At 71.0% G+C, this 18,619-nt stretch carries 16 protein-coding genes; 7 read left to right on the plus strand and 9 right to left on the minus strand.

All coding sequences use genetic code 11. The features are described from left to right. The first annotated feature begins 64 nt into the window (after nt 1-64). From ACSDR0_RS04255 to ACSDR0_RS04275, 5 genes are all read left to right on the plus strand, one after another. Nucleotides 65-814 (plus strand): TIGR04222 domain-containing membrane protein, encoded by a 750-nt coding sequence (locus tag ACSDR0_RS04255; protein WP_435287389.1) that lies wholly within the window; start codon nt 65-67, stop codon nt 812-814. Nucleotides 815-1,004: 190 nt separating this feature from the next. After that, nucleotides 1,005-2,018: a hypothetical protein gene (locus ACSDR0_RS04260; RefSeq protein WP_435287390.1), complete on the plus strand. Its 1,014-nt coding sequence runs from the start codon at nt 1,005-1,007 to the stop codon at nt 2,016-2,018. Between the two features lie 87 nt (nt 2,019-2,105). Then, entirely contained in the window at nt 2,106-2,582 is a 477-nt protein-coding gene (locus ACSDR0_RS04265; RefSeq protein WP_435287391.1) for a hypothetical protein, read from the plus strand. Nucleotides 2,583-2,662: 80 nt separating this feature from the next. Next, nucleotides 2,663-3,430: an isoprenyl transferase gene (locus ACSDR0_RS04270; RefSeq protein ID WP_435287392.1), complete on the plus strand. Its 768-nt coding sequence runs from the start codon at nt 2,663-2,665 to the stop codon at nt 3,428-3,430. 242 nt (nt 3,431-3,672) lie between these two features. Beyond that, nucleotides 3,673-4,995, plus strand: a complete 1,323-nt coding sequence (locus tag ACSDR0_RS04275; protein WP_435287393.1) for a PhoH family protein — start codon at nt 3,673-3,675, stop codon at nt 4,993-4,995. A gap of 221 nt (nt 4,996-5,216) precedes the next feature. Here ACSDR0_RS04275 and ACSDR0_RS04280 read toward each other — a convergent pair whose 3' ends face one another. Genes ACSDR0_RS04280 through ACSDR0_RS04290 form a run of 3 tightly spaced genes read right to left on the minus strand, consistent with a single transcriptional unit; the run spans nt 5,217 to nt 8,007 of the window. Then, the gene (locus ACSDR0_RS04280; protein ID WP_435287394.1) at nt 5,217-5,909 is read right to left on the minus strand and encodes a hypothetical protein; all 693 of its coding nucleotides are present in this window, start codon (nt 5,907-5,909) and stop codon (nt 5,217-5,219) included. Further along, nucleotides 5,906-7,312, minus strand: coding sequence for an ATP-binding protein (locus ACSDR0_RS04285; protein ID WP_435287395.1), 1,407 nt, complete (start codon nt 7,310-7,312; stop codon nt 5,906-5,908). Before ACSDR0_RS04285 ends, ACSDR0_RS04280 begins: the two co-directional genes overlap by 4 nt. 20 nt (nt 7,313-7,332) lie before the next feature. Beyond that, nucleotides 7,333-8,007, minus strand: coding sequence for a response regulator transcription factor (locus ACSDR0_RS04290; RefSeq protein ID WP_329085956.1), 675 nt, complete (start codon nt 8,005-8,007; stop codon nt 7,333-7,335). 414 nt (nt 8,008-8,421) lie between these two features. On the opposite strand from ACSDR0_RS04290, the gene ACSDR0_RS04295 reads away from it, so the two are divergent. Together ACSDR0_RS04295 and ACSDR0_RS04300 are read left to right on the plus strand one after the other, a co-directional pair. Further along, the gene (locus ACSDR0_RS04295; protein ID WP_435287396.1) at nt 8,422-9,054 is read left to right on the plus strand and encodes a lytic transglycosylase domain-containing protein; all 633 of its coding nucleotides are present in this window, start codon (nt 8,422-8,424) and stop codon (nt 9,052-9,054) included. A gap of 60 nt (nt 9,055-9,114) precedes the next feature. Further along, nucleotides 9,115-11,088: a glycosyltransferase family 2 protein gene (locus ACSDR0_RS04300; protein ID WP_435287397.1), complete on the plus strand. Its 1,974-nt coding sequence runs from the start codon at nt 9,115-9,117 to the stop codon at nt 11,086-11,088. Between the two features lie 55 nt (nt 11,089-11,143). Here ACSDR0_RS04300 and ACSDR0_RS04305 read toward each other — a convergent pair whose 3' ends face one another. The 6 genes from ACSDR0_RS04305 to ACSDR0_RS04330 form a co-directional block, all read right to left on the minus strand. Then, a complete protein-coding gene (locus tag ACSDR0_RS04305) occupies nt 11,144-12,586 on the minus strand; it encodes a tannase/feruloyl esterase family alpha/beta hydrolase (protein WP_435287398.1) in 1,443 nt (480 codons plus the stop codon). A 2-nt stretch (nt 12,587-12,588) separates the two neighbouring features. Beyond that, complete coding sequence (locus tag ACSDR0_RS04310) at nt 12,589-13,650, minus strand: alpha/beta fold hydrolase (RefSeq protein ID WP_435287399.1); 1,062 nt, start codon at nt 13,648-13,650, stop codon at nt 12,589-12,591. A 20-nt stretch (nt 13,651-13,670) separates the two neighbouring features. Continuing rightward, entirely contained in the window at nt 13,671-14,990 is a 1,320-nt protein-coding gene (locus ACSDR0_RS04315; protein WP_435287400.1) for an MFS transporter, read from the minus strand. A gap of 151 nt (nt 14,991-15,141) precedes the next feature. After that, complete coding sequence (locus ACSDR0_RS04320) at nt 15,142-17,124, minus strand: helix-turn-helix domain-containing protein (protein ID WP_435287401.1); 1,983 nt, start codon at nt 17,122-17,124, stop codon at nt 15,142-15,144. A 132-nt stretch (nt 17,125-17,256) separates the two neighbouring features. Beyond that, nucleotides 17,257-18,003, minus strand: a complete 747-nt coding sequence (locus ACSDR0_RS04325; RefSeq protein WP_435287402.1) for a 3-hydroxybutyrate dehydrogenase — start codon at nt 18,001-18,003, stop codon at nt 17,257-17,259. Between the two features lie 204 nt (nt 18,004-18,207). Continuing rightward, nucleotides 18,208-18,594 carry a tautomerase family protein gene (locus tag ACSDR0_RS04330; RefSeq protein ID WP_435287403.1) on the minus strand — a complete coding sequence of 129 codons (387 nt, stop codon included), beginning with the start codon at nt 18,592-18,594 and terminating at the stop codon, nt 18,208-18,210. Nucleotides 18,595-18,619: the final 25 nt, after the last annotated feature.

An 18,619-nucleotide genomic window follows, 5' to 3' on the forward strand; every position in this document is an offset into this window, starting at 1 on the left:
CGCTCCTCCCTGTTCGTCCACTGGGTAGTGAACCTCACGCAGGGGCGTCATCCCGGAGGCCGTCATGCAGACCGTACAGATCATCGTCGTCGTCGGTTTCGCGCTTCTGGTGGTCGCGGGGGCGATCGCGCTGCGCCTGGCCGCGCATCCCTCGCGCGTCTACGAGGGGCCCGAGCTGACGCCGTACGAGCTGGCGCTGCTCGCGGGCGGCCGGTTCCGGGCGGTCGACACCGCGCTGGCCTCGCTGGTCGTGGGAGGGACGGTCCGGGCGCGGCGCGACGGGGGGCTGACCCAGGTGTCCGGCCAGGTCGGCGTGCTCACCCAGCCGGTGGAGACCGAGATCCTCGCCCTGCTCCAGGGGAAGGGGGGTGGCGTGCCGGTCTGGGAGATCAGGGACGCGGTGTCCCGGGGGCCCGCGGTGGCCGTGCTGATCGCACGGCTGAGGGACCTGGGGCTGATCGACGCCCCCGGTTCCGGCCGGGCGGACCCGACCCACCCCAATCGCGCGGGCAAGACCGCGCTGGCCCACTACCGCCTGCGTTACCGCGAGGACAGGTTCCTGCCCCCCCGGGCCGGCGACCACCTCGACCGTGACGAGCTGAACATCCTGGGCGTCGCCCTGCACGGCCTGAAGCGGCTGAAGGAGGGGCGGCTGGCGGCGACCCTGTCCATGAGCGGCCCGCCACGTCGCGCCTCCCGTTCCGGCACCTCGTCGTGCTCCTCCTCCCACGGTTTCCACGGGAGCGACGGCGGGGGCGGCTCCGACTCCGGTTCCAGCTGCGGGGGCGGGGGCGGTTGCGGCGGCAGCTCCTGAAGATCCCGCCCGGGACGCGGGCGGCGGCACGGGAGGGGGGCGGGCGGCTCGCGGGCGACGGCACGGCGGGACGGCGGGACGGCACGGCGGGGCGGCGGCCCCGAAGGGGTCCTGTCCGGCGGGGGCACGGTCGGTTAGGTTGGGCCGGATACGTGCCGATACATGATCGAGTGCCTGCATCGGAGTGACCGTGGGGAAGTTCGTCGATCACGCGACGTGGCCGTTGCGGCCCGAGGACGAGGGGCCGCACCCGGCCGGTCCCGAGCCGCTGTGGAACGAGTCCGTCTATCTCGACTTCGCGGCCGAGGACGGCTCTCTCGCCGGTTACGTCCGGCTGGGCCTGTATCCCAACTGGAACCGCGCCTGGTACTGGGCGTGCCTGGTCGGCAGGGACCGGCCCACGGTGCTGCTGGCCGACCACGACGTCCCGCTGTCCGTCCCCGGGCCTCCCTCGTGGGACGAGGCGGGGACGCGTCCCGGTGTCCTCGCGGTGCGCGGTGAGGGTTTCCGCGCCGTCCACGACGTGACGGCCCCCATGCGATCCTTCCGGGTGACCCTCGACGCCGGGGCGGCGGCCGTCCTGGACGACCCGGCCGCGGCGTACGGGGACCTCGGGGGCGCCGAGAGGACCTCGCTGGCGTTCGACCTGGAGTGGCGGAGCGGCGGCGACCCGTACCCCTACCGCTTCATGTCCCGGTACGAGATCCCCTGCGAGGTCGCGGGGACGATCCGGATCGGCGGGATCGGCGGGGCCGGGGGTGAGGAGATCGCCTTCTCCGGGTACGGCGAGCGTGACCACAGCTGGGGGGAGCGCGACTGGTGGGGGATGTCGTGGCTGTGGAGCTCCGGGCGGCTCGACGACGGCACGTTCTTCCACGGCATGCGGGCCAACGTCGGCTTCGAGATGCCCTGGCCGTGTTTCACGGTCCCGCCGGGCGGGGCGACCGAGGAGCACGTGGGCTTCGGCGCGGCGAGCGAGTTCGGCGAGGACGGCTTCCCGTCCCGGGCGCGGCTGGAGGTGCCGGGGCTTCCGATGACGGCCGTCCCGCTCGCCTTCGCCCCGGTCGCCATGACGTCCCCGGAGGGGGAGATCGCCCGTTTCCCGCGTGCCCTGTGCCGGTTCGAGGCCGAGGACGGGCGATCCGGATACGGCTGGACCGAGTGGCACCAGCCGCCCGGCTGGCGGGGACATGGATGGCGTTGATCACGTTTTGGCGGACTGAGCGGGGATACCCTCTCTGAGGTGGGGGGACTGCGTTGTCTTGATGGTTCTTATCTGACCGTTACGCCGGTGGCGTGCCGTGACAGTGTCGGCACTCCGTACGAGATCACCCTGCGGCTCCACCGCGACGGCGCGCTGTACGGCACGGTGGGCGAGCGGTGCGGCTGGTTCCTGACCCGGCTGGCGCGGGGGGTCGCCGAGGCGCGTGCGGGTCACGAGGCCCGTTGGCCCGACCCCGACGACCGCTTTCCCGACGACACGGAACTGTTCGCCTTTCGTTACCGAGCCAGGAACGGCGTCGTCGGCGGGGGCGAACTCCGCTGCCAGCTGCGGACCATCCCGGTCTGGGTCCCCGGGCGGCGAGGGCCCGGCGGAGAGTGGCGGCTCACCAGAAGGGCGTTCCTGGAGGCCTGGGGTGGCGGCGGGGTGGGTATGCGTGCCGTTCTGACATCCTCTGAGCTGGGCGTCTTCGTGGAGGCGCTCGTCGCGGAGGCCGAGGATTGCCTGGGGTCCCACAAGCCGGGCAAGCCCGCCAGATCCCTGTAGAGGGGGCGGAGGGGTCCGCGGGGCGGCGATAATTGCCTGTCAGTGCTCATTTCGTGGCGGGTGCTGAGGGAGGGGCTCCAATGGGCGTGCGCGATCTCGTCTACCGGGTGTACGAACGCCGGCTTGAGGCGAAGCTGTCCCGTCAGAAGGAGATGGCCCCCCGGCACGTCGGCGTGATCGTCGACGGTAACCGGCGCTGGGCGCGCTCGATGGGCATCGACGACGTGAGCCGCGGGCACCGCAAGGGCGCGGACAAGATCTCGGAGCTGCTCGGCTGGTGCCGCGAGGCCGGTGTCGAGGTCGTCACCGTGTGGCTGCTGTCGAGCGACAACATCAACCGCTCCAAGGACGAGCTGGACCTCCTGATGAAGATCATCGAGGACGTTGTCCAGGAGCTCGTGGCCGACGGGTGGCACATCAAGCCCATGGGGGCGCTTGACCTTCTGCCTGATCACACGGCCCGTGTCCTCAAAAACGCAAAAGAAGCGACATCACATCGTCCCGGTTTGATTGTGAACGTTGCTGTTGGGTATGGAGGAAGGCGTGAGATCGCTGATGCGGTGCGCTCCCTTCTCCAGGAGCACGCGAGCAAGGGCGCGAGTATCGAGGACCTTGTCGAGGTCCTCGATGTCGAGCACATCGCGGAGCATCTCTACACGCGCGGCCAGCCCGACCCGGATCTGGTCATCCGGACATCGGGAGAGCAGCGGCTCTCGGGCTTCTTGCTCTGGCAGAGCGCTCACTCCGAATTCTACTTCTGCGAGGCCTACTGGCCTGACTTCCGCAGGGTCGACTTCTTGCGGGCTCTCCGCTCCTACGCCGCGCGACACCGCAGGTACGGTTCCTGAAACTCCACATGAACGACCCCTTTCGGTCAGTCTTAAGCAGTTGGAAGTCGGGCATTCAGGACGTACCGTAAGAAGTAGGAGAGCACAGCTCGCCTACGCCGGAGAGGGCCCGCCTTTGCGTCACGACCTGCTGAGGAGGGCCGGTCAACGGTCCCTGCTCGACGTTCTCGTGAGCGGGCCCGGGGCCGGTCCGCATCCCAGCTCATGGCAGGGCGCCGTCCTTGGCGCCCGGGGGAGAACGCGTGGCAAACCCTTCGTCCTCACCCACGTCGCCGGCAGTTCAGCGGCGCACGTACGTCCTGGACACCTCGGTGCTCCTGGCGGATCCAACGGCGATGAGCCGTTTCGCCGAGCATGAGGTCGTCCTCCCGATCGTCGTCATCACCGAGTTGGAGGGCAAACGCCATCATCCAGAGCTCGGATACTTCGCGCGCAAGGCGCTAAGGTCCCTTGACGAACTCCGGGTGACACATGGACGTCTGGACGAGCCCATGCCGATCGGCGAGGGCACCATCCGGGTCGAGCTCAACCACAGTGACCCGTCCATCCTGCCCGTCGGGTTCCGGCTCGGCGACAACGACACCCGCATCCTGACCGTGGCGAAGACCCTCGCCGCGGAAGGCAAGGACGTGGTGCTGGTCTCCAAGGATCTCCCCCTGCGCGTGAAGGCCGCCTCCATCGGGCTCGCCGCGGACGAGTACCGCGCCGAACTCGTGGTCGAGTCCGGCTGGACCGGCATGGACGAGCTCCAGGTGACCTCGGAGGACGTCGAGACCCTCTTCGAGCACGGTACGGCCGACATGGCCGACGCCCGTGACCTGCCCACCCACACGGGCCTGCGCCTGCTGTCCAGCAGGGGCTCCGCGCTGGGCCGGGTGCTGCCCGACAAGTCGGTGCGGCTGGTGCGCGGCGACCGCGAGGTGTTCGGCCTGCACGGCCGCTCCGCCGAGCAGCGGATCGCGCTCGATCTCCTGATGGACCCCGAGGTCGGCATCGTCTCGCTGGGTGGCCGGGCGGGTACCGGCAAGTCGGCCCTCGCCCTCTGCGCGGGCCTGGAGGCGGTCCTGGAGCGCCGCCAGCACCGCAAGGTCATCGTCTTCCGTCCCCTGTACGCCGTGGGCGGTCAGGAGCTGGGCTACCTGCCCGGTTCCGAGAACGAGAAGATGGGCCCGTGGGCGCAGGCGGTCTACGACACCCTGGGCGCGGTCACCACGCCCGAGGTGATCGAGGAGGTCATGGACCGGGGCATGCTGGAGGTGCTTCCGCTCACCCACATCCGTGGCCGGTCGCTCCACGACGCCTTCGTCATCGTGGACGAGGCGCAGTCGCTGGAGCGCGGGGTGCTGCTCACGGTGCTGAGCCGGATCGGCGCCAACTCCCGGGTCGTTCTCACCCACGACATCGCCCAGCGCGACAACCTGCGGGTGGGCCGGCACGACGGCGTCGTGGCGGTGGTGGAGAAGCTCAAGGGGCATCCGCTGTTCGCGCACGTCACGCTGACCCGCTCGGAGCGCTCGCCGATCGCCGCACTGGTCACCGAGATGCTGGAGGACATCACGATGTGACCGGCGTCTCGACGCCATGGCCGGAGCGCGGTCGCGGGTGCCCTACGAGCCCCGCGGCCGCGCTCCGCGCCGTCACGGCGCGGGGCTTCTCTGGCGGTACGCCGGGCTTCTCGCGATGAAACGCCGGGCGCCCGCGGTCGGCGGCCGTACGTCCGGCGTCCGCAGGGTCTCTCAGGCGGGCGGTCGTGCGTCCGGTGCCCGCGGCGGTGGCGCGGGGCTTCTCAGGGCGGCAGCCGCACGCCGGGCGCCGCGAGCTTGCGGTACTCGAAGCAGCCGCGGTCGCCCATCGTCTCCGGGGTCCCGGGGAAGAGCCGGGTGACCTCGACGCTCCAGATGCTCTCCTGCTTGTTCTGCCGGATGGTGCAGGTGATCTGGGCGAGGGCCTCCTTGGAGACCTTGCCCTCGCCCGTGATGATCACGTTCAGCCGGTAGCCCAGGTTGTCGTCAGGCTCGTTGCGCTGGTCGGTGTTGTCGGAGTAGCGGGTCGTCTTGGTGTCGTAGTGGCTGAAGTCGTTGAGCGCGCTGGTCAGCCCCGCCTTCGGCGGCTGCTTGCCGGCCCGGAACAGGGTGTCGATGATGTTCTTGGCCGAGTCGGAGACCACCGGGATCTTGACGGGCTCCAGCCGGCCGTCGCGGAGCAGATAGACCGTCACCCACGTGGGGCTGTAGCTGATCACCGGCGGGCGGCCGTAGTCCTGGACGTCGGTGGGGGAGATGCCGCATCCGCACAGCACCAGGGCCGCGGCGAGCAGGCAGGCGAGCCGTCTCGTGCCACGTGCGGTCAGGGCGGCCGGGGCGCGCGGGCCGGTGAGCCGTCTCGCGCCACGTGTGGCCGGGGTGTGCGGGCCGGTGAGCCGTCTCGTGCCGGGTGAGGTGAGGGCGGTCAGGGCGTGCGGGCGGGTGAGTCTTCTCATGCCGGGGGGAGCCAGACCGTGAAGAGGGTTCCCGGCCGCTGCGCGCGGACCGAGATCGTGCCCCCGTGCAGCTGGGCGTTGGCCCGCGCGATGGACAGGCCGAGCCCGCTGCCGTCGCCCCGGGCGCCGGCCTTGTAGAAACGGTTGAACACGAAGGGCAGGTCCTTCGCCGGAATGCCCTTGCCGTGGTCGCGCACCTTCACCTCCAGGCCGTTCGCGGTGCTGCGGGCGGTCACCATCACCGGGAGCTCACCGTGGCGCAGGGCGTTGCCCACCAGGTTGGCCACGATGACGTCGAAGCGCCTGGGGTCGACGGAGAAGGCCAGTCCCTCGGGCACGTTCACCCGCACCTGGTCCGACCAGCCGCGCATCTCCAGGCAGTCGCAGACCACGTCGACGATGTTCACGGTGTCCACGTTCAGCGTGGCCGTGCCCGAGTCGAACCGGCTCGCCTCGATGAGCTGCTCGATCAGGGTCCGCAGCCGCGCGATCTCGCGCAGCACCAGCCGTACGGCCGCCGCGGGATCGGGCGGCAGCCGCTCGGCCTCCTCGGAGAGCATGTCGGTGACCGCGGTCATCGCGGTCAGGGGGGTTCGCAGCTCGTGCGAGACGTCGGCGACGAAGCGGCGGGACATCGCCTCCAGCGCGCGCAGCTCGGTGACGCTCCGCTCCAGGGCGGCGGCGGTGTCGTTGAACGTGGCGGTGAGCTCGGCGAGCTCGTCCTGGCCGTGTACGGGCAGGCGGGTGTCGAGGTGGCCGGCGCCGAGCGCGCGGGCCGCCGAGCCGAGCCGCCTGACCGGCAGCAGGAGCTGCCGGGCCGACACCAGGCCCAGGGACAGCGCGATGATCAGCATGGCGACGCCGGCGACGGCCAGCGGCTGCCGCAGGCCGCTCAGGAGCCGCTCCTCCTCGATGAGGGGGGCGAACACGAAGACGGTCATCCCGGTGGGCTGGGCGGTGTGTATGGGCTCGATCCGCCAGACGGGGGTGCCGATGAGCAGCCACATGTCGCCGCCGACGGTCATGCGCTTGGCGACCATCCGCTGGGTGGCCCTGGCGGCGAGGTCACCGGGGACGTTCTTGGTGCCGAAGTCGCCGTCGGGGTAGAGGTAGTCCTCGTAGCGGACCACCACCTTGCCGCCCTGGGGCCGCAGGCTTTTCTGCAGCGCGCTGATCTCCTCGTCGGTCGGGGGGCTGTCTCCCGGCCAGAGGGCGCCGATGGGCACCCTGATGCCCTCCAGGGTGTCGCGCACGTCGCTCACGGCCACCTGCTCGGCACGCCCGATCATGCGGCTCTTGACGAACTCGTAGCCGATTCCCGCGACGACCGCGGAGGCGGTGACGGCGATGAGGGTGAAGGTGATCACCAGGCGCCCGCGCAGGCCGGTGTACATCCGCCGCATCGAGGGAGGGAACATCCGCTTCACGGCGGGCTGAACCGGTAGCCGAATCCCCGTACCGTGTGGATGAACTCGGGCTCGGCGGGGACCGCCTCGATCTTGGCGCGGACCCGCTGGACGCAGGCGTCGACCAGTCGCGAGTCGGCGACGTGGGTGTGGTCCCAGACGGCCCGCAGCAGGTATCTGCGGTTGAGCACCTGGCCGGGGTGGCGGACGAGTTCGAGCAGGAGCCGCAGCTCCGTGGGGGTGAGATGGACCTCGCGGCCGCCCAGCGCCACCTTGAGCGCGCCCCGGTCGATGACCAGATCGCCGAAGGTGATGCGGTCGGAGGCGACCGACTCCACCCGGCGCAGGACGGCGCGGATGCGGGCGTCCAGCACGCGGGGCTCGACCGGCTTGACCACGTAGTCGTCGGCCCCGGCCTCCAGCCCCACGACCACGTCGAGGTCGTCGCCCCTGGCGGTGAGGAGGATCACCGGCAGCTGGTCGAGCCTGCGGATGCGGCGGCACACCTCGACGCCGTCGATGCCGGGCAGCATGACGTCCAGAATGGCGATCTCGGGGCGGCGGGACTTGATGTGCTCAAGCGCCTCCTCGCCGCTGGCGTACGCGGTGACGGAGTGGCCCTGCCGGGTGAGCGCGAGCTCCAGCCCGGTCCGGACCGAGGGGTCGTCTTCGACGAGGAGGATGCCTGCCACCGGGTAATCATTCTCCCAAGGCTCGGATGGATCTGCCGGGTCACAAAACCCAGACATAAGGCAAACAGTACCTGAATGAGGTGGTCAGACCACGATTCGGGCGCTTTCATGATCACTCAGTCGGCCCAAGTGGCTCCACAGGGCAAAATGTGAGCAAAATCACTCCCATGATTTCATTGCCCGGAAAGTGCTCGTGGCCTGGTGGTTAGGTCGTGAGAAACCCCGGCGGGTCCGGCCGGACGCAGACCAACTCTCCCGTTCCGGTTGCGTACCACCCCCCTCCGCACGGCAAGCTCATAGGTCGTGAGTCCAGGATCACAGCAACTAAAGGAGCGCTCGGCGCCCCGCGGCCGCCGTACGAACCGCAGGGCGGCCAGGGGGAAGGCCCCCGCCGAGCCCAGTTCGAAACGCGGTATGACCTCCAAGCGCGTGCTGATCCTGGGCGCCGCGCTCGTCGTCCTGGTGGGCGGAGGCGCCTTCACCGCCTACACCGCCGTCCAGAACGCCTCGGCGCCGCCGACGCAGCCGCTCACCCTGGATGAGATGGCGCAGATGCTCGGCTCCGACCCGTTCGGCTCCGACCTGGAGTCCGACATGCTGAAGGCCCAGGCCGCCCAGGCGCTCAAGGCCGACAAGATCGCCGCCGAACGCGACAACCGCAAGATGCTCAACCCGGTCAAGATCGTTGACGAGGCGCCGGGCGGTGGCGGCTTCAACCCCCAGCAGCTTCCCCCGGGCACCTCCAACCCGACCGGCAACAGGGCACTGGGCAAGCAGATGCTGGAGGCCAGGGGCTGGGCCGGCGAGTGGGGCTGCCTGGAGAAGCTCTGGATGAAGGAGAGCGGCTGGAACGAGCGCGCCATGAACACCTCCAGCGGCGCCTACGGCATCCCCCAGTCCCTCCCCGGCCACAAGATGGCCAGCGCCGGAGGCGACTGGCAGACCAACGCGGCCACCCAGATCGAGTGGGGGCTCAGCTACATCAAGGGCCGCTACGGCTCGCCCTGTGGTGCCTGGGCCCATTCCCAGGCCAAAGGCTGGTACTAAGAGACCAGGAGTCGGCAAGTCTGGCCGTCTCCAGGCGCCGCGCGCCGCACCCTTGGCCGCATGGACGTGAAGGTCAGCGTGGTGGTGCCGGTGCACAACCCCGGTGATGGCGCCGACGCCTGTATCCGGTCGGTGCTGGAGCAGACGATGGCCTCCGAGGACTACGAGGTCATCTTCGCCGACGACGGTTCCGACGACGGAATCCAGCAGCGTCTCGACACCCTGGCCGCGGTGCGGTCGAACGTCAGGGTGCTCCACCTTGAGCGGACCGGGTCGCCGATGCGCGGCCGCAACGTCGCCCTCATGGTCGCCAGGGGCGAGTACGTCTACCTGCTGGACCAGACCGACCGCCTGGAAAGGGCCGCTCTGGAGCGAATGTACCTGCGGGCCGTGCGGACCGGCGCCGACATCCTCCTCGGGCGGCTGATCAGCGACCAGAAACCGTCCTCCACGGTCTTCGACGCCGACCGCGAGCACGCCGACATCGTCACGGACCGGCTGCTCACGCTGCTCACACCGCACAAGCTCTATCGCAGGGCCTTCCTCGACGCGGAGGCGCTGAACTTCCCCGATCCCGGCGGGCGCCTGGCCGAGCAGGCCTTCGTGCTCCGCGCCTACCTGCGGGCCAAGAACGTCGTCGTCATGGCCGGCCAGGTCTGCTGCCACGTCACCCAGCGGTCCGACCCGCGGGAGGACCCCTACGTCTGGGCCGCGGAGCTGCGCGAGCTGCTCGACATCATCGACGACGAGGTCCCCGAGGGCCGCCGGCGCGACCGGATGTACGCCCAGTGGTTTCGCACCGCGGTGCTGCGAAGGCTCGGCGGGAGCAGGTTCGTCACCTCCTCCACGGACCGGGCGGCCACCTTCACGACCCTGCGAGAGCTGGTCGTCCAGCGCTTCCCACCCCGCCTCGACCTCCTGCTGCCCGTCCAGCTGCGGGCCCGCGCCGCGCTGCTTCGCGCGGGGCGCCTCGACCAGCTCGTCCTGCTGGCCGGAGCCATGCGAGGCGTCCGCCTCCAGGCGGACCTCGACGACCTCACCTGGGACGGCGGCGCGCTCACCATGGGGCTCACCGTGGAGATGACGCAGGCCGACGGCACCCCGATGCGCTTCGTCCCCTACGGAGGCGACGGGCTGCTCTGGGAGCCTCCCGTACCCCTCGACGGGCTCCGCCTGCCGCCCGAGATGGCCGACGTCAGCCAGGCCGCCGCCAAGGCGCGGTTCGAGGTCTACATCAGGCACGAGGACACCGGGGCCATCCACTTCCTGCCCTCGAAGTGCTCGATCGTCCGCTGCCGCCATCGCAACGGGGTCAGGCTCCAGGTCACGGGAACGGCCAGGCTGGACGTCGACTCGGCGGCCACGGACGGTCCGCTGCGGCCGGGACTCTGGGAGATACACGTGCGCATGTACGGAGGTGCGCAGCAGGCGCACACCCGGGTGACCGGGTCGCCGCTGAACTGCACCGGGATGGTGGCCGACTGCTCCAAACGGCTGATCGTCCCCTGGTGGTCCGACAGCGGAGAGCTGGGGATCTGCGTGGAACCGCGCTCGTTCCCCGAGTCGATCGTCCTGGTCTCACCGGGTACGACGGTCATCAGGCAGCGCAAGCACGTCTTCGTCGTCGTGCCCGTGCCGTACGTGCCGCCGAGCGGGGGGCCGCCCGCGGAGCTGGTGTTCCGCCAGATCGCGGGCAGGGAACGCGAGGTCGCCGCCCCCGCGCTGGTCGAGCCCGGTGTCCCCGGGGAACTGGCCGGGCGGCTGATCGCCAAGATCCCGACCCGGCTGGCGTACCGGGAGGGGTTCCTCGCGCCGGGCGTCTGGGCGCCGTTCCTGCGGGTGGACGGCACGGAGACCGGGCTCCGCTTCAAGGTGGAGATGAACCGCGGCGGCCGGGTGGAGATCCACAGGTCCGCCGCCAAGCCCTCCGAGCCCTGGTACCCGCTGCTGAAGCGGATCGCGCTGCGGATACCGCTGGTCAGGCACGCGGTCCGGGTGACCAGAAGCGTCCAGCGGCGCTACATGCTCAGCTGAAACTCCGCACGGCGCCACACGGCCCGCGAGAGTGGTGTGGCGCCGTGCGGAGATGTCACACGCCCAGCCGGCACTCGTTGGGCAGGTCGCCGGTCGAGGGCCTCGGCAGGGTCGCGCTCGGCGGCGGGCTCTGCCTGCGCTCCACCCAGCCCTCCAGGGTCTCGAACGCGCTGCGGAAGCACGGCAGCAGCGGGCGGAGCTTGTCGGGGTAGGCGGCGTAGAGACCGTCCACGTGGGTGCCGTCGGTGATCCGGTAGTAGCGGAACGGCCGGTGCTCGCCGACCATGTCCGCGTAGACGTCGCCGGAGCGGGAGATCGGCAGCAGCGTGTCCAGCGTGCCGTGGATCGTGATCAGCGGCTTGCCGATCCGGCCGGTGAGCCCGATCTTCCGCACCGCCGCGTACGGCTTGCGCGCGTCGTAGTCGTAGTCGGCGTCGCAGGCCGGGGTGCCCGAGGAGCAGAAGGGGGTGCCCGCGTCGGTGTCGCCGTCGAAGGAGGGGTCGAGCTCCTCACGGTAGAGGCGCTGGGTCAGGTCCCAGTAGTACTGGTAGTGGAACGGCCACAGGAACTCCGAGCCGCGGGCGAAACCCGCGTCGTACATCGCCTGGGTGTCACCCGCCGGATAGGCCCGCAGCGCCGGGGGCAGGTAGTTGACGAGGTTGTCGCCCTTGACCCGCCAGAGCGTGCCCTCCCAGTCGATCCCGCCGTCGTAGAGCCAGGCCCGGTTCTCCAGCTGCCAGCGGACAAGGTATCCGCCGTTGGAGATGCCCGCGGCGTAGGTCCGCTTGGGAAGCCTGCCGTAGCGCTGGGCGACGACGGCCTTGGCCGCGACCGCGACCTGCGTGACCCGGTCGTTCCACTCGGCGACCGCGTCACCGGGCTTGCGGCCGTCCTTGTAGAAGGTGACGCCGACGTTGCCCTTGTCCGTCACCGCGTAGGCGTATCCCTTGGCCAGCGCCCAGTCGGAGACGGTGAAGTCGTTGGCGTACTGCTCCCGGTTGCCGGGGGTGCCGGTGACCACCAGGCCGCCGTTCCAGTTGTCGGGCAGCCGCAGGACGAACTGCGAGTCGTGGTTCCAGCCGTGCGTCGTGTTGGAGGTCGAGGTGTCGGGGAAGTAGCCGTCGACCTGGATGCCGGGCACGCCCTTCGGGTTGACCGCCCCCGCCGGGTGCAGGCCCGCCCAGTCGGCCGGGTCGGTGTGTCCGGAGACGGTCGTGCCCGCCGTCGTGAGGTCGTCCAGGCAGGCCTTCACCTGGTGCTCGGCACCCGGCACCGCCACCCGGTCCAGCCGGGCGCAGTGCGCCGGTGAGGTCTCCGCGCTCGCCGCGGGCGCCCCGGCCAGCAGGGCGGCGAAGGTCACGGCGCTGAGCCCCACGGCCCACCCGCGACGCGCGGCGTCGCCGTGAACCCGTGAGGTCGCGCCGGGGACCGGACTGAGGAAGGGCCGGGTCCCAGCGGCCTCACCGCGACGTGAGGCGTCGCCATCGATACTGCGCATCGTCAACTCCGCTTCAGGTGGTCAGAGAGGGCGGCGCGGAACTCGGCGGGCCGCTCGATGTGCGGGCTGTGGCCGCAGTCCAGGACGATCTCGGTGTAGGGGCCGTACCGCTCCAGGGCGGCGCGGGTCTGGGTGACCATCGGCTGCGCGGGGGTGCCGGGCGAGCCGGGGACGGCGCCCAGGGCGCCCAGGTGGGCCAGGTCGAACAGCGAGGTGTCGGAGACGATCACGTCGGCCTCGCCCCTGATCCACAGGATCGGCGGCTTCGGGTCGATCGTGTGCAGGTCGTCGAGCCGGAAGTGTGTCGGGGCGAACGAGTTGAGCACGCCCCGCGTACCGGGACGGACCCCCGGCCACTCCTCCGACGCCACCGCGTCACCCGGGTAGTGGTCCTCGCCGACCCTCGTGGACAGCATCGACGCGACCAGGGCGTCCTCGTCCTCGATCACCGTGCCGGGCTTCACGTACGTGGTCCGCATCACGTTTCTCGGCGAGACCGGGGAGTCGTCGGAGGTGTCCCCGGCCGCGAGCAGCTTCACGAAGTCGGGGTTGGCCGCTCCCGCCCCGCCGCCCGTGCCGTCGGGGTGGTTCAGCACGCCGTCGACACCGTGCGTGCCGCCGAAGCCGTACGGGGAGATCGGGTTGACCAGGGTCACGCTCCGCACGGCGGACGGCCGGTCGCGCAGCGCCTGCAGCACGACACCGCCGCCCATGCTCCAGCCCACCAGGTGCACGCCGTCCAGCCCGAGGGCGTCGAGGAGGGCGAGCACGTCGTCGGAGTAGTCCCGCAGGCCGCGGGTGGCGTCGACCGGGGCGGGCTCGGTGTCGCCGAAGCCCCGCAGGTCCACGGCGAGCGGCCGGTGACCCGCTTCGGCCAGGGCGAGCATCGTGTTCCGCCAGAAGGCGGCGCTCGACACGTTCCCGTGTACGAACAGCACCGTCCCGCCGCTCTCCGCGGCGCTCCCGGTGTCCCCGGTGTTCTCGGTGTTCCCGTCGTTTCCCGCGACCGACAGGACGTTCTGTGTGATCCGGCCGGTGGGCACCGGCCGGTTCTCGATGCGCATCAGATGTCTCTCCGTACGGGTCAGCGGGTGGTCGGAGCCTCGTCGTGGGTGCCGATGGTGACGAGGTCGCGTCCCCTGGTCTCGCGCGAGAGGTACACGGTGATCAGGGTGAGCACGGCGGCTCCGGCCACGTACAGCATGATCGGGAACGACGACTTGTAGGCGTCCAGCAGGGCGACCGCGATCAGCGGGGCCAGGGCGCCCGCGACGATCGAGGCGAGCTGCGAGCCGATCGAGACGCCCGAGTAGCGCATCCTCGTGGCGAACAGCTCGGAGAAGAACGCGGCCTGCGGGCCGTACATCGCGCCGTGCAGGATCAGCCCGACGGTCACCGCCAGCGTGACGGCGGCGAAGTTCTTGGTGTCGATCAGCGGGAAGAACGCGAAGGACCACAGGCCCACGCCGGCGGCGCCGAGCAGGTAGACGGGCCGGCGGCCGAGCCGGTCGGAGAGCGCCCCCCACAGCGGGATCGAGACGAAGTGGATGGCCGACCCGATCAGCACCGCGTTGAGCACGACCGGCTTCGCCAGCCCCGCCTGCGCCGTCGCATAGACCAGCACGAACGCGGTGATCACGTAGTAGGAGACGTTCTCCGCGAAGCGGGCGCCGATCGCGATGAGGACGTCCCGCCAGTGGTACCTGAACACTTCCACGATCGGCAGGGACTGCGAGGGCTTGGCGTTGGCGACCGCCTGCTGGAAGATGGGCGACTCGCTGATGGAAAGCCGGATCCACATGCCGACCAGCACCAGTACGCCGGACAGCAGGAACGGGATCCGCCAGCCCCAGCTCACGAACGCCTCTTCCGTCTGGACCGCGGCCAGTACCGCCAGCACGGCGGTGGCCAGCAGGTTGCCGCCCGGGGCGCCCGCCTGCGGCCAGGAGGCCCAGAAGCCCCGGCGCGCGGCGTCGCCGTGCTCGGAGACGATGAGCACCGCGCCGCCCCACTCGCCGCCGAGGGCGAAGCCCTGGACGAGCCGGAGCAGGGTCAGCAGCAGCGGTGCCGCCATGCCGATCGCCGCGTGGGTCGGCAGGCAGCCGATCAGGAAGGTCGCCCCGCCCATCATCAGCAGACTGACCACCAGCAGCTTCTTGCGGCCGATCCGGTCGCCGAAGTGCCCGAAGACCAGCGCCCCCAGCGGGCGGGCCACGAAGCCCACCGCGTAGGTCAGGAACGCCAGCAGGGTGCCGGTCAGCGGCTCCGACTGGGGGAAGAACAGCTGCGGGAAGACCAGTGCGGCGGCGGAGCCGTACAGGAAGAAGTCATACCATTCGATCGTGGTGCCGATCAGACTGGCACCGACGATCTTTCCGATGGGGGTACGGGTTTTCTCTGCCATCTCACTCACCAGGGGAAGTCGCTGTTGGGGGGATTTCGGCTACCGTACGTAGTGACCGGCGTCACTCCTATGGGTACGACCGCCATAGCCGACGGGCGCCCTATGTGGATGTGTGGGGCCGCCCCTCGCGGGACCGATCGGCGCGGCCGGGTCAGCCGCTGAGGCGGTGCAGGCGCAGGGCGAGCTGGATCTCCAGGGCCCGGTCGGGGGCCTGCCAGTCGTCGCCGAGGAGCTGGCCGATCCGGTCCAGGCGCTGGGTGACCGTGTTGACGTGGATGTGCAGGGCCTCGCTGGTCCGCGACAGCGAGCCGCCCATGCCGAAGTACGCGGTGAGCGTCTGCACCAGCGCGGTGCCCCTTCGGGCGTCGTAGTCGATCACCGGGCCGAGCGCGGAGGCGAGGAACGCCCCGATGTCGCGCCCCTCGCCGACCAGCAGTCCGACGAAGCCCAGCTCCCTGGCCCCGGCGCCCTCCCCGGCCCTCCCCAGGGCCACCAGGGCGTCGGCGCAGCGCTGCGCCTCCCGGTGCGCGGCGGCCACCTCCGCGGTGCCGCGTACGGGCCCTCCGGCGCCCGCCGTGGCCGGGTGGCCGAGCGAGGCGCTCAGCTCGGCCGCCACCCGCTTGGCCAGGGGGCCCGGCCGGTCCCCGGGAAGCAGCAGGACCACCTCGTCGCCGCGCTGCGCGGCGAGGCCGTGGTGCAGCGTCGCCTGGGAGGACGCCCAGAACGCGGCCCGCTCCCGCCCGCCGCCGTGGCGGACCACGACCACCACGTGGTCGTGGTCGAGGTTCACCCCCACCCGCCGGGCGCGGTCGGCCAGGCCGTCGAGGGCGGGCCGCGAGATCAGGTCGTCGAGCAGCTCGCCCCTGACCCGGCCCTCCGCCTCGGCCACCGTACGCCTGAACAGCAGCAGCAACGCGGTGACCAGCGCGGCCCGCTCCAGGATGCGCTGGTCGGCGTCCGACACCTGACCGCCGTTGCGCAGCACCAGCGTGCACAGCGGCTCCGCGCCCACGTCCACCGACGCGACCAGCAGGTCTCCCTGCCGCACGGTGCGTCCCAGCGCCCTCGACGACCGCGCGGCGTCCGCGATCACGTCCGCGACCGTCCGCGTCCCTCGCCTGACGCCCGGCTTCGACCCCGGCCTTGAGCCCGGCCTCTGGTGCGTCCCCGAGCCCGTCCCCGGTCCTGACGTCGTCTGGTCGAACGCCCCCTCGCCCAGCGCGCCCTCCTCCAGCACGCCCGCGTCCCCGGCGATCGGACGCCCGGCGTCGTCGAGCACCGCCAGCGAGCCGCCGAGCACCTCCGTCACCACCGCCGCCACGTCCTCGACCCCGCCGCCGCGCAGCACCAGGCCGGTCATCCTGTCGTGCGCGAGCGCGGCGCGCTCCACGGCCTGGCTGTGCGCGTTCACCTGCCGGTTGGCCTCGCTGAGCTCCTCGAGCGCGTTCCTGGTCTCCTGGAGCAGCCGGGCGTTGTCGATCGCCACCGCCGCGTGCGCGGCCAGCGAGCCCAGCAGCACGACCTCGTCCTGGGTGAAGGGCCGCACGCTCCGGTTGGCCGCGAACAGCACCCCGATCACCCGCGCGCCCAGCTTGAGCGGTACGCCGAGGATGGCGACCAGCCCCTCCTCGAGCACCGCGTCGTCGATGTCGGTCTTGTGGCGGAAGCGCTCGTCGGCGAAGTAGTCGGCGGTCGAGTACGGGGTGGCGGTCTGGGCAACCAGCCCGCCGAGCCCCGCGCCCATGGCCAGCCGCAGCGCCCGGAACTTCGCCGACACCGAGCCGTCGGTCACCCGCATCCAGGTGTCGCCCCGCTCGGGGTCGTGCAGCGTCATGTAGGCGGCGTCGGTGCCGAGCAGCTGCCTGGCGCGGTGCACGATGGCCTCCAGGACGGCGTCCAGATCCCGCAGCCCGGCCAGGTCGCCCGCCGTGTCGAACAGCGCCGACAGCTCGGCCTCCCGCTTCGCCCTGCGCCGCAGCAGCGCCCGCACCTTCAGCGCGGCGAGCTTGGCCTCCTCCAGCTCCGCCAGCGCCTCCGCGCCGGCCCCGCCGGTCCTCGCCGCCAGAACGGGCCCCTCGAACTCGACCGCCGAAGCCTCCCTGGCCAGCAGTTCGAGAAAGACCCGTGCGTTCATACCGACCATTCTCCGTTCATGGCGACGCTGCGCGTCGCGGTGAGGCCGCTGGGACCCGGCTCCTTCGCTCCTCACTGCAGTTCCCGGCGCGGTTTCACGGGTTCATGGCGACGCCGCGCGTCCTCACCGGGGTCAGCGGGCGGTCCAGCCGCCGTCTATGGGGAGGGAGGTGCCGGTCATGAAGGAGCCGTGCGGGCCGCAGAGGTAGGCGACGAGTTCGGCGACCTCCTCGGGTTCGATCAGCCGTTTGACGGCGGCGGGGGCGAGCATGATCTGCTCGACCACCTCGTCCCTGCCGATGCCGTGGGTCCCGGCCTGGGCGCCGATCTGGTTCTCCACCAGGGGGGTGCGGACGTAGGCGGGACTCACGCAGTTGGAGGTGACGCCGTGCGGGGCGCCCTCCAGGGCGATCGTCTTGGACAGCCCCTCGAGGGCGTGCTTGGCGGTCACGTACGCCGACTTGTAGGGCGAGGCGCGGAGCCCGTGGACCGAGGAGATGTTGACGATCCGGCCCCAGCCGCGTTCGTACATCCCCGGGAGGGTCTCCCTGACCAGCAGGAAGGGGGCCTCGACCATCACCCTGAGGATCTTGGAGAATATCTCCGGGGGGAACTCCTCGATTGGGGCCACATGCTGGAACCCGGCGTTGTTCACCACGATGTCCGTGCCGGGCGGGATCGCCCGTACGAAGTCTGGTTTCGACAGGTCCGCGACGACAGGTGTCCCCGAGATCTCCGCGGCGACCTTCGCCGCCGCCTCGGCGTCGATGTCGACCACCAGCACGTGTGCCCCGGCCGCGGCCAGCCGGTGCGCACAGGCGCGCCCGATCCCGCTGCCCGCCCCGGTCACCACGGCTCGCCGACCCGCTAGGTCAATCATGCTGCCGAATCTAGGCAATGACCCGAATCCCGGCCCATGTCGCCCGCCCCCACACTCCGTCGCGTGCTTATGTGGCGAGCCTCCGCTCTGACGGGGCCCCGCCTTTCCTCCCCGCCCGTTTCCCGGAGCGCCTTCGCGCGGGGCGGCGTACGAGAACGCCGGGAGCCGGCCGCCGCCCGGGGGCGACGGAAACGGGGGCGGCTCTCAGATGGTGACCGGGTACATGAGCGTGAGCTCGTCGCCGGGGAGACCGCGGATGCCCCAGTTGACCTTGGGCGACTCCATGATCACGATCTCCAGGTCCTCGGCGGGCAGGCCGAACGCGTCCCCGGTCCTGCTGAACAGGGCGCGGATCAGCGAGCGCTTGGCCTCGTCCGTCCTGCCGCTGAAACAGACGATCTCCACGATGAGGTACCGCTCGCTCCGCTGCGGGCAGACCATGTCCTCGGCGTCCAGCAGCAGGAACCGGTGGAACCGCTTGTCCTCGGGAAGCCGCCAGACGTCCACCAGGCAGCCGTGGACCGTGTCGGAGATCTCCTGACGTCGGTCGGACCACACGTCCCTGCGGCCGTAGAACTTGATCTGGGTCATGCCCCGAGTCTCCCAGGCGGCCGAT

It is taken from the genome of Streptosporangium sp. G11, from assembly GCF_051192615.1.
In the GTDB taxonomy this organism is placed as follows: domain Bacteria; phylum Actinomycetota; class Actinomycetes; order Streptosporangiales; family Streptosporangiaceae; genus Streptosporangium.

Coding starts and splice junctions, on each gene's coding strand:
- ACSDR0_RS04255 (WP_435287389.1), top strand. CDS start 65: ATGCAGACCGTACAGATCATCGTCGTCGTCGGTTTCGCGCTTCTGGTG.
- ACSDR0_RS04270 (WP_435287392.1), top strand. CDS start 2,663: ATGGGCGTGCGCGATCTCGTCTACCGGGTGTACGAACGCCGGCTTGAG.
- ACSDR0_RS04280 (WP_435287394.1), bottom strand. CDS start 5,909: ATGAGAAGACTCACCCGCCCGCACGCCCTGACCGCCCTCACCTCACCC.
- ACSDR0_RS04285 (WP_435287395.1), bottom strand. CDS start 7,312: ATGCGGCGGATGTACACCGGCCTGCGCGGGCGCCTGGTGATCACCTTC.
- ACSDR0_RS04295 (WP_435287396.1), top strand. CDS start 8,422: ATGACCTCCAAGCGCGTGCTGATCCTGGGCGCCGCGCTCGTCGTCCTG.
- ACSDR0_RS04300 (WP_435287397.1), top strand. CDS start 9,115: ATGGACGTGAAGGTCAGCGTGGTGGTGCCGGTGCACAACCCCGGTGAT.
- ACSDR0_RS04305 (WP_435287398.1), bottom strand. CDS start 12,586: ATGCGCAGTATCGATGGCGACGCCTCACGTCGCGGTGAGGCCGCTGGG.
- ACSDR0_RS04310 (WP_435287399.1), bottom strand. CDS start 13,650: ATGCGCATCGAGAACCGGCCGGTGCCCACCGGCCGGATCACACAGAAC.
- ACSDR0_RS04315 (WP_435287400.1), bottom strand. CDS start 14,990: ATGGCAGAGAAAACCCGTACCCCCATCGGAAAGATCGTCGGTGCCAGT.
- ACSDR0_RS04320 (WP_435287401.1), bottom strand. CDS start 17,124: ATGAACGCACGGGTCTTTCTCGAACTGCTGGCCAGGGAGGCTTCGGCG.
- ACSDR0_RS04325 (WP_435287402.1), bottom strand. CDS start 18,003: ATGATTGACCTAGCGGGTCGGCGAGCCGTGGTGACCGGGGCGGGCAGC.
- ACSDR0_RS04330 (WP_435287403.1), bottom strand. CDS start 18,594: ATGACCCAGATCAAGTTCTACGGCCGCAGGGACGTGTGGTCCGACCGA.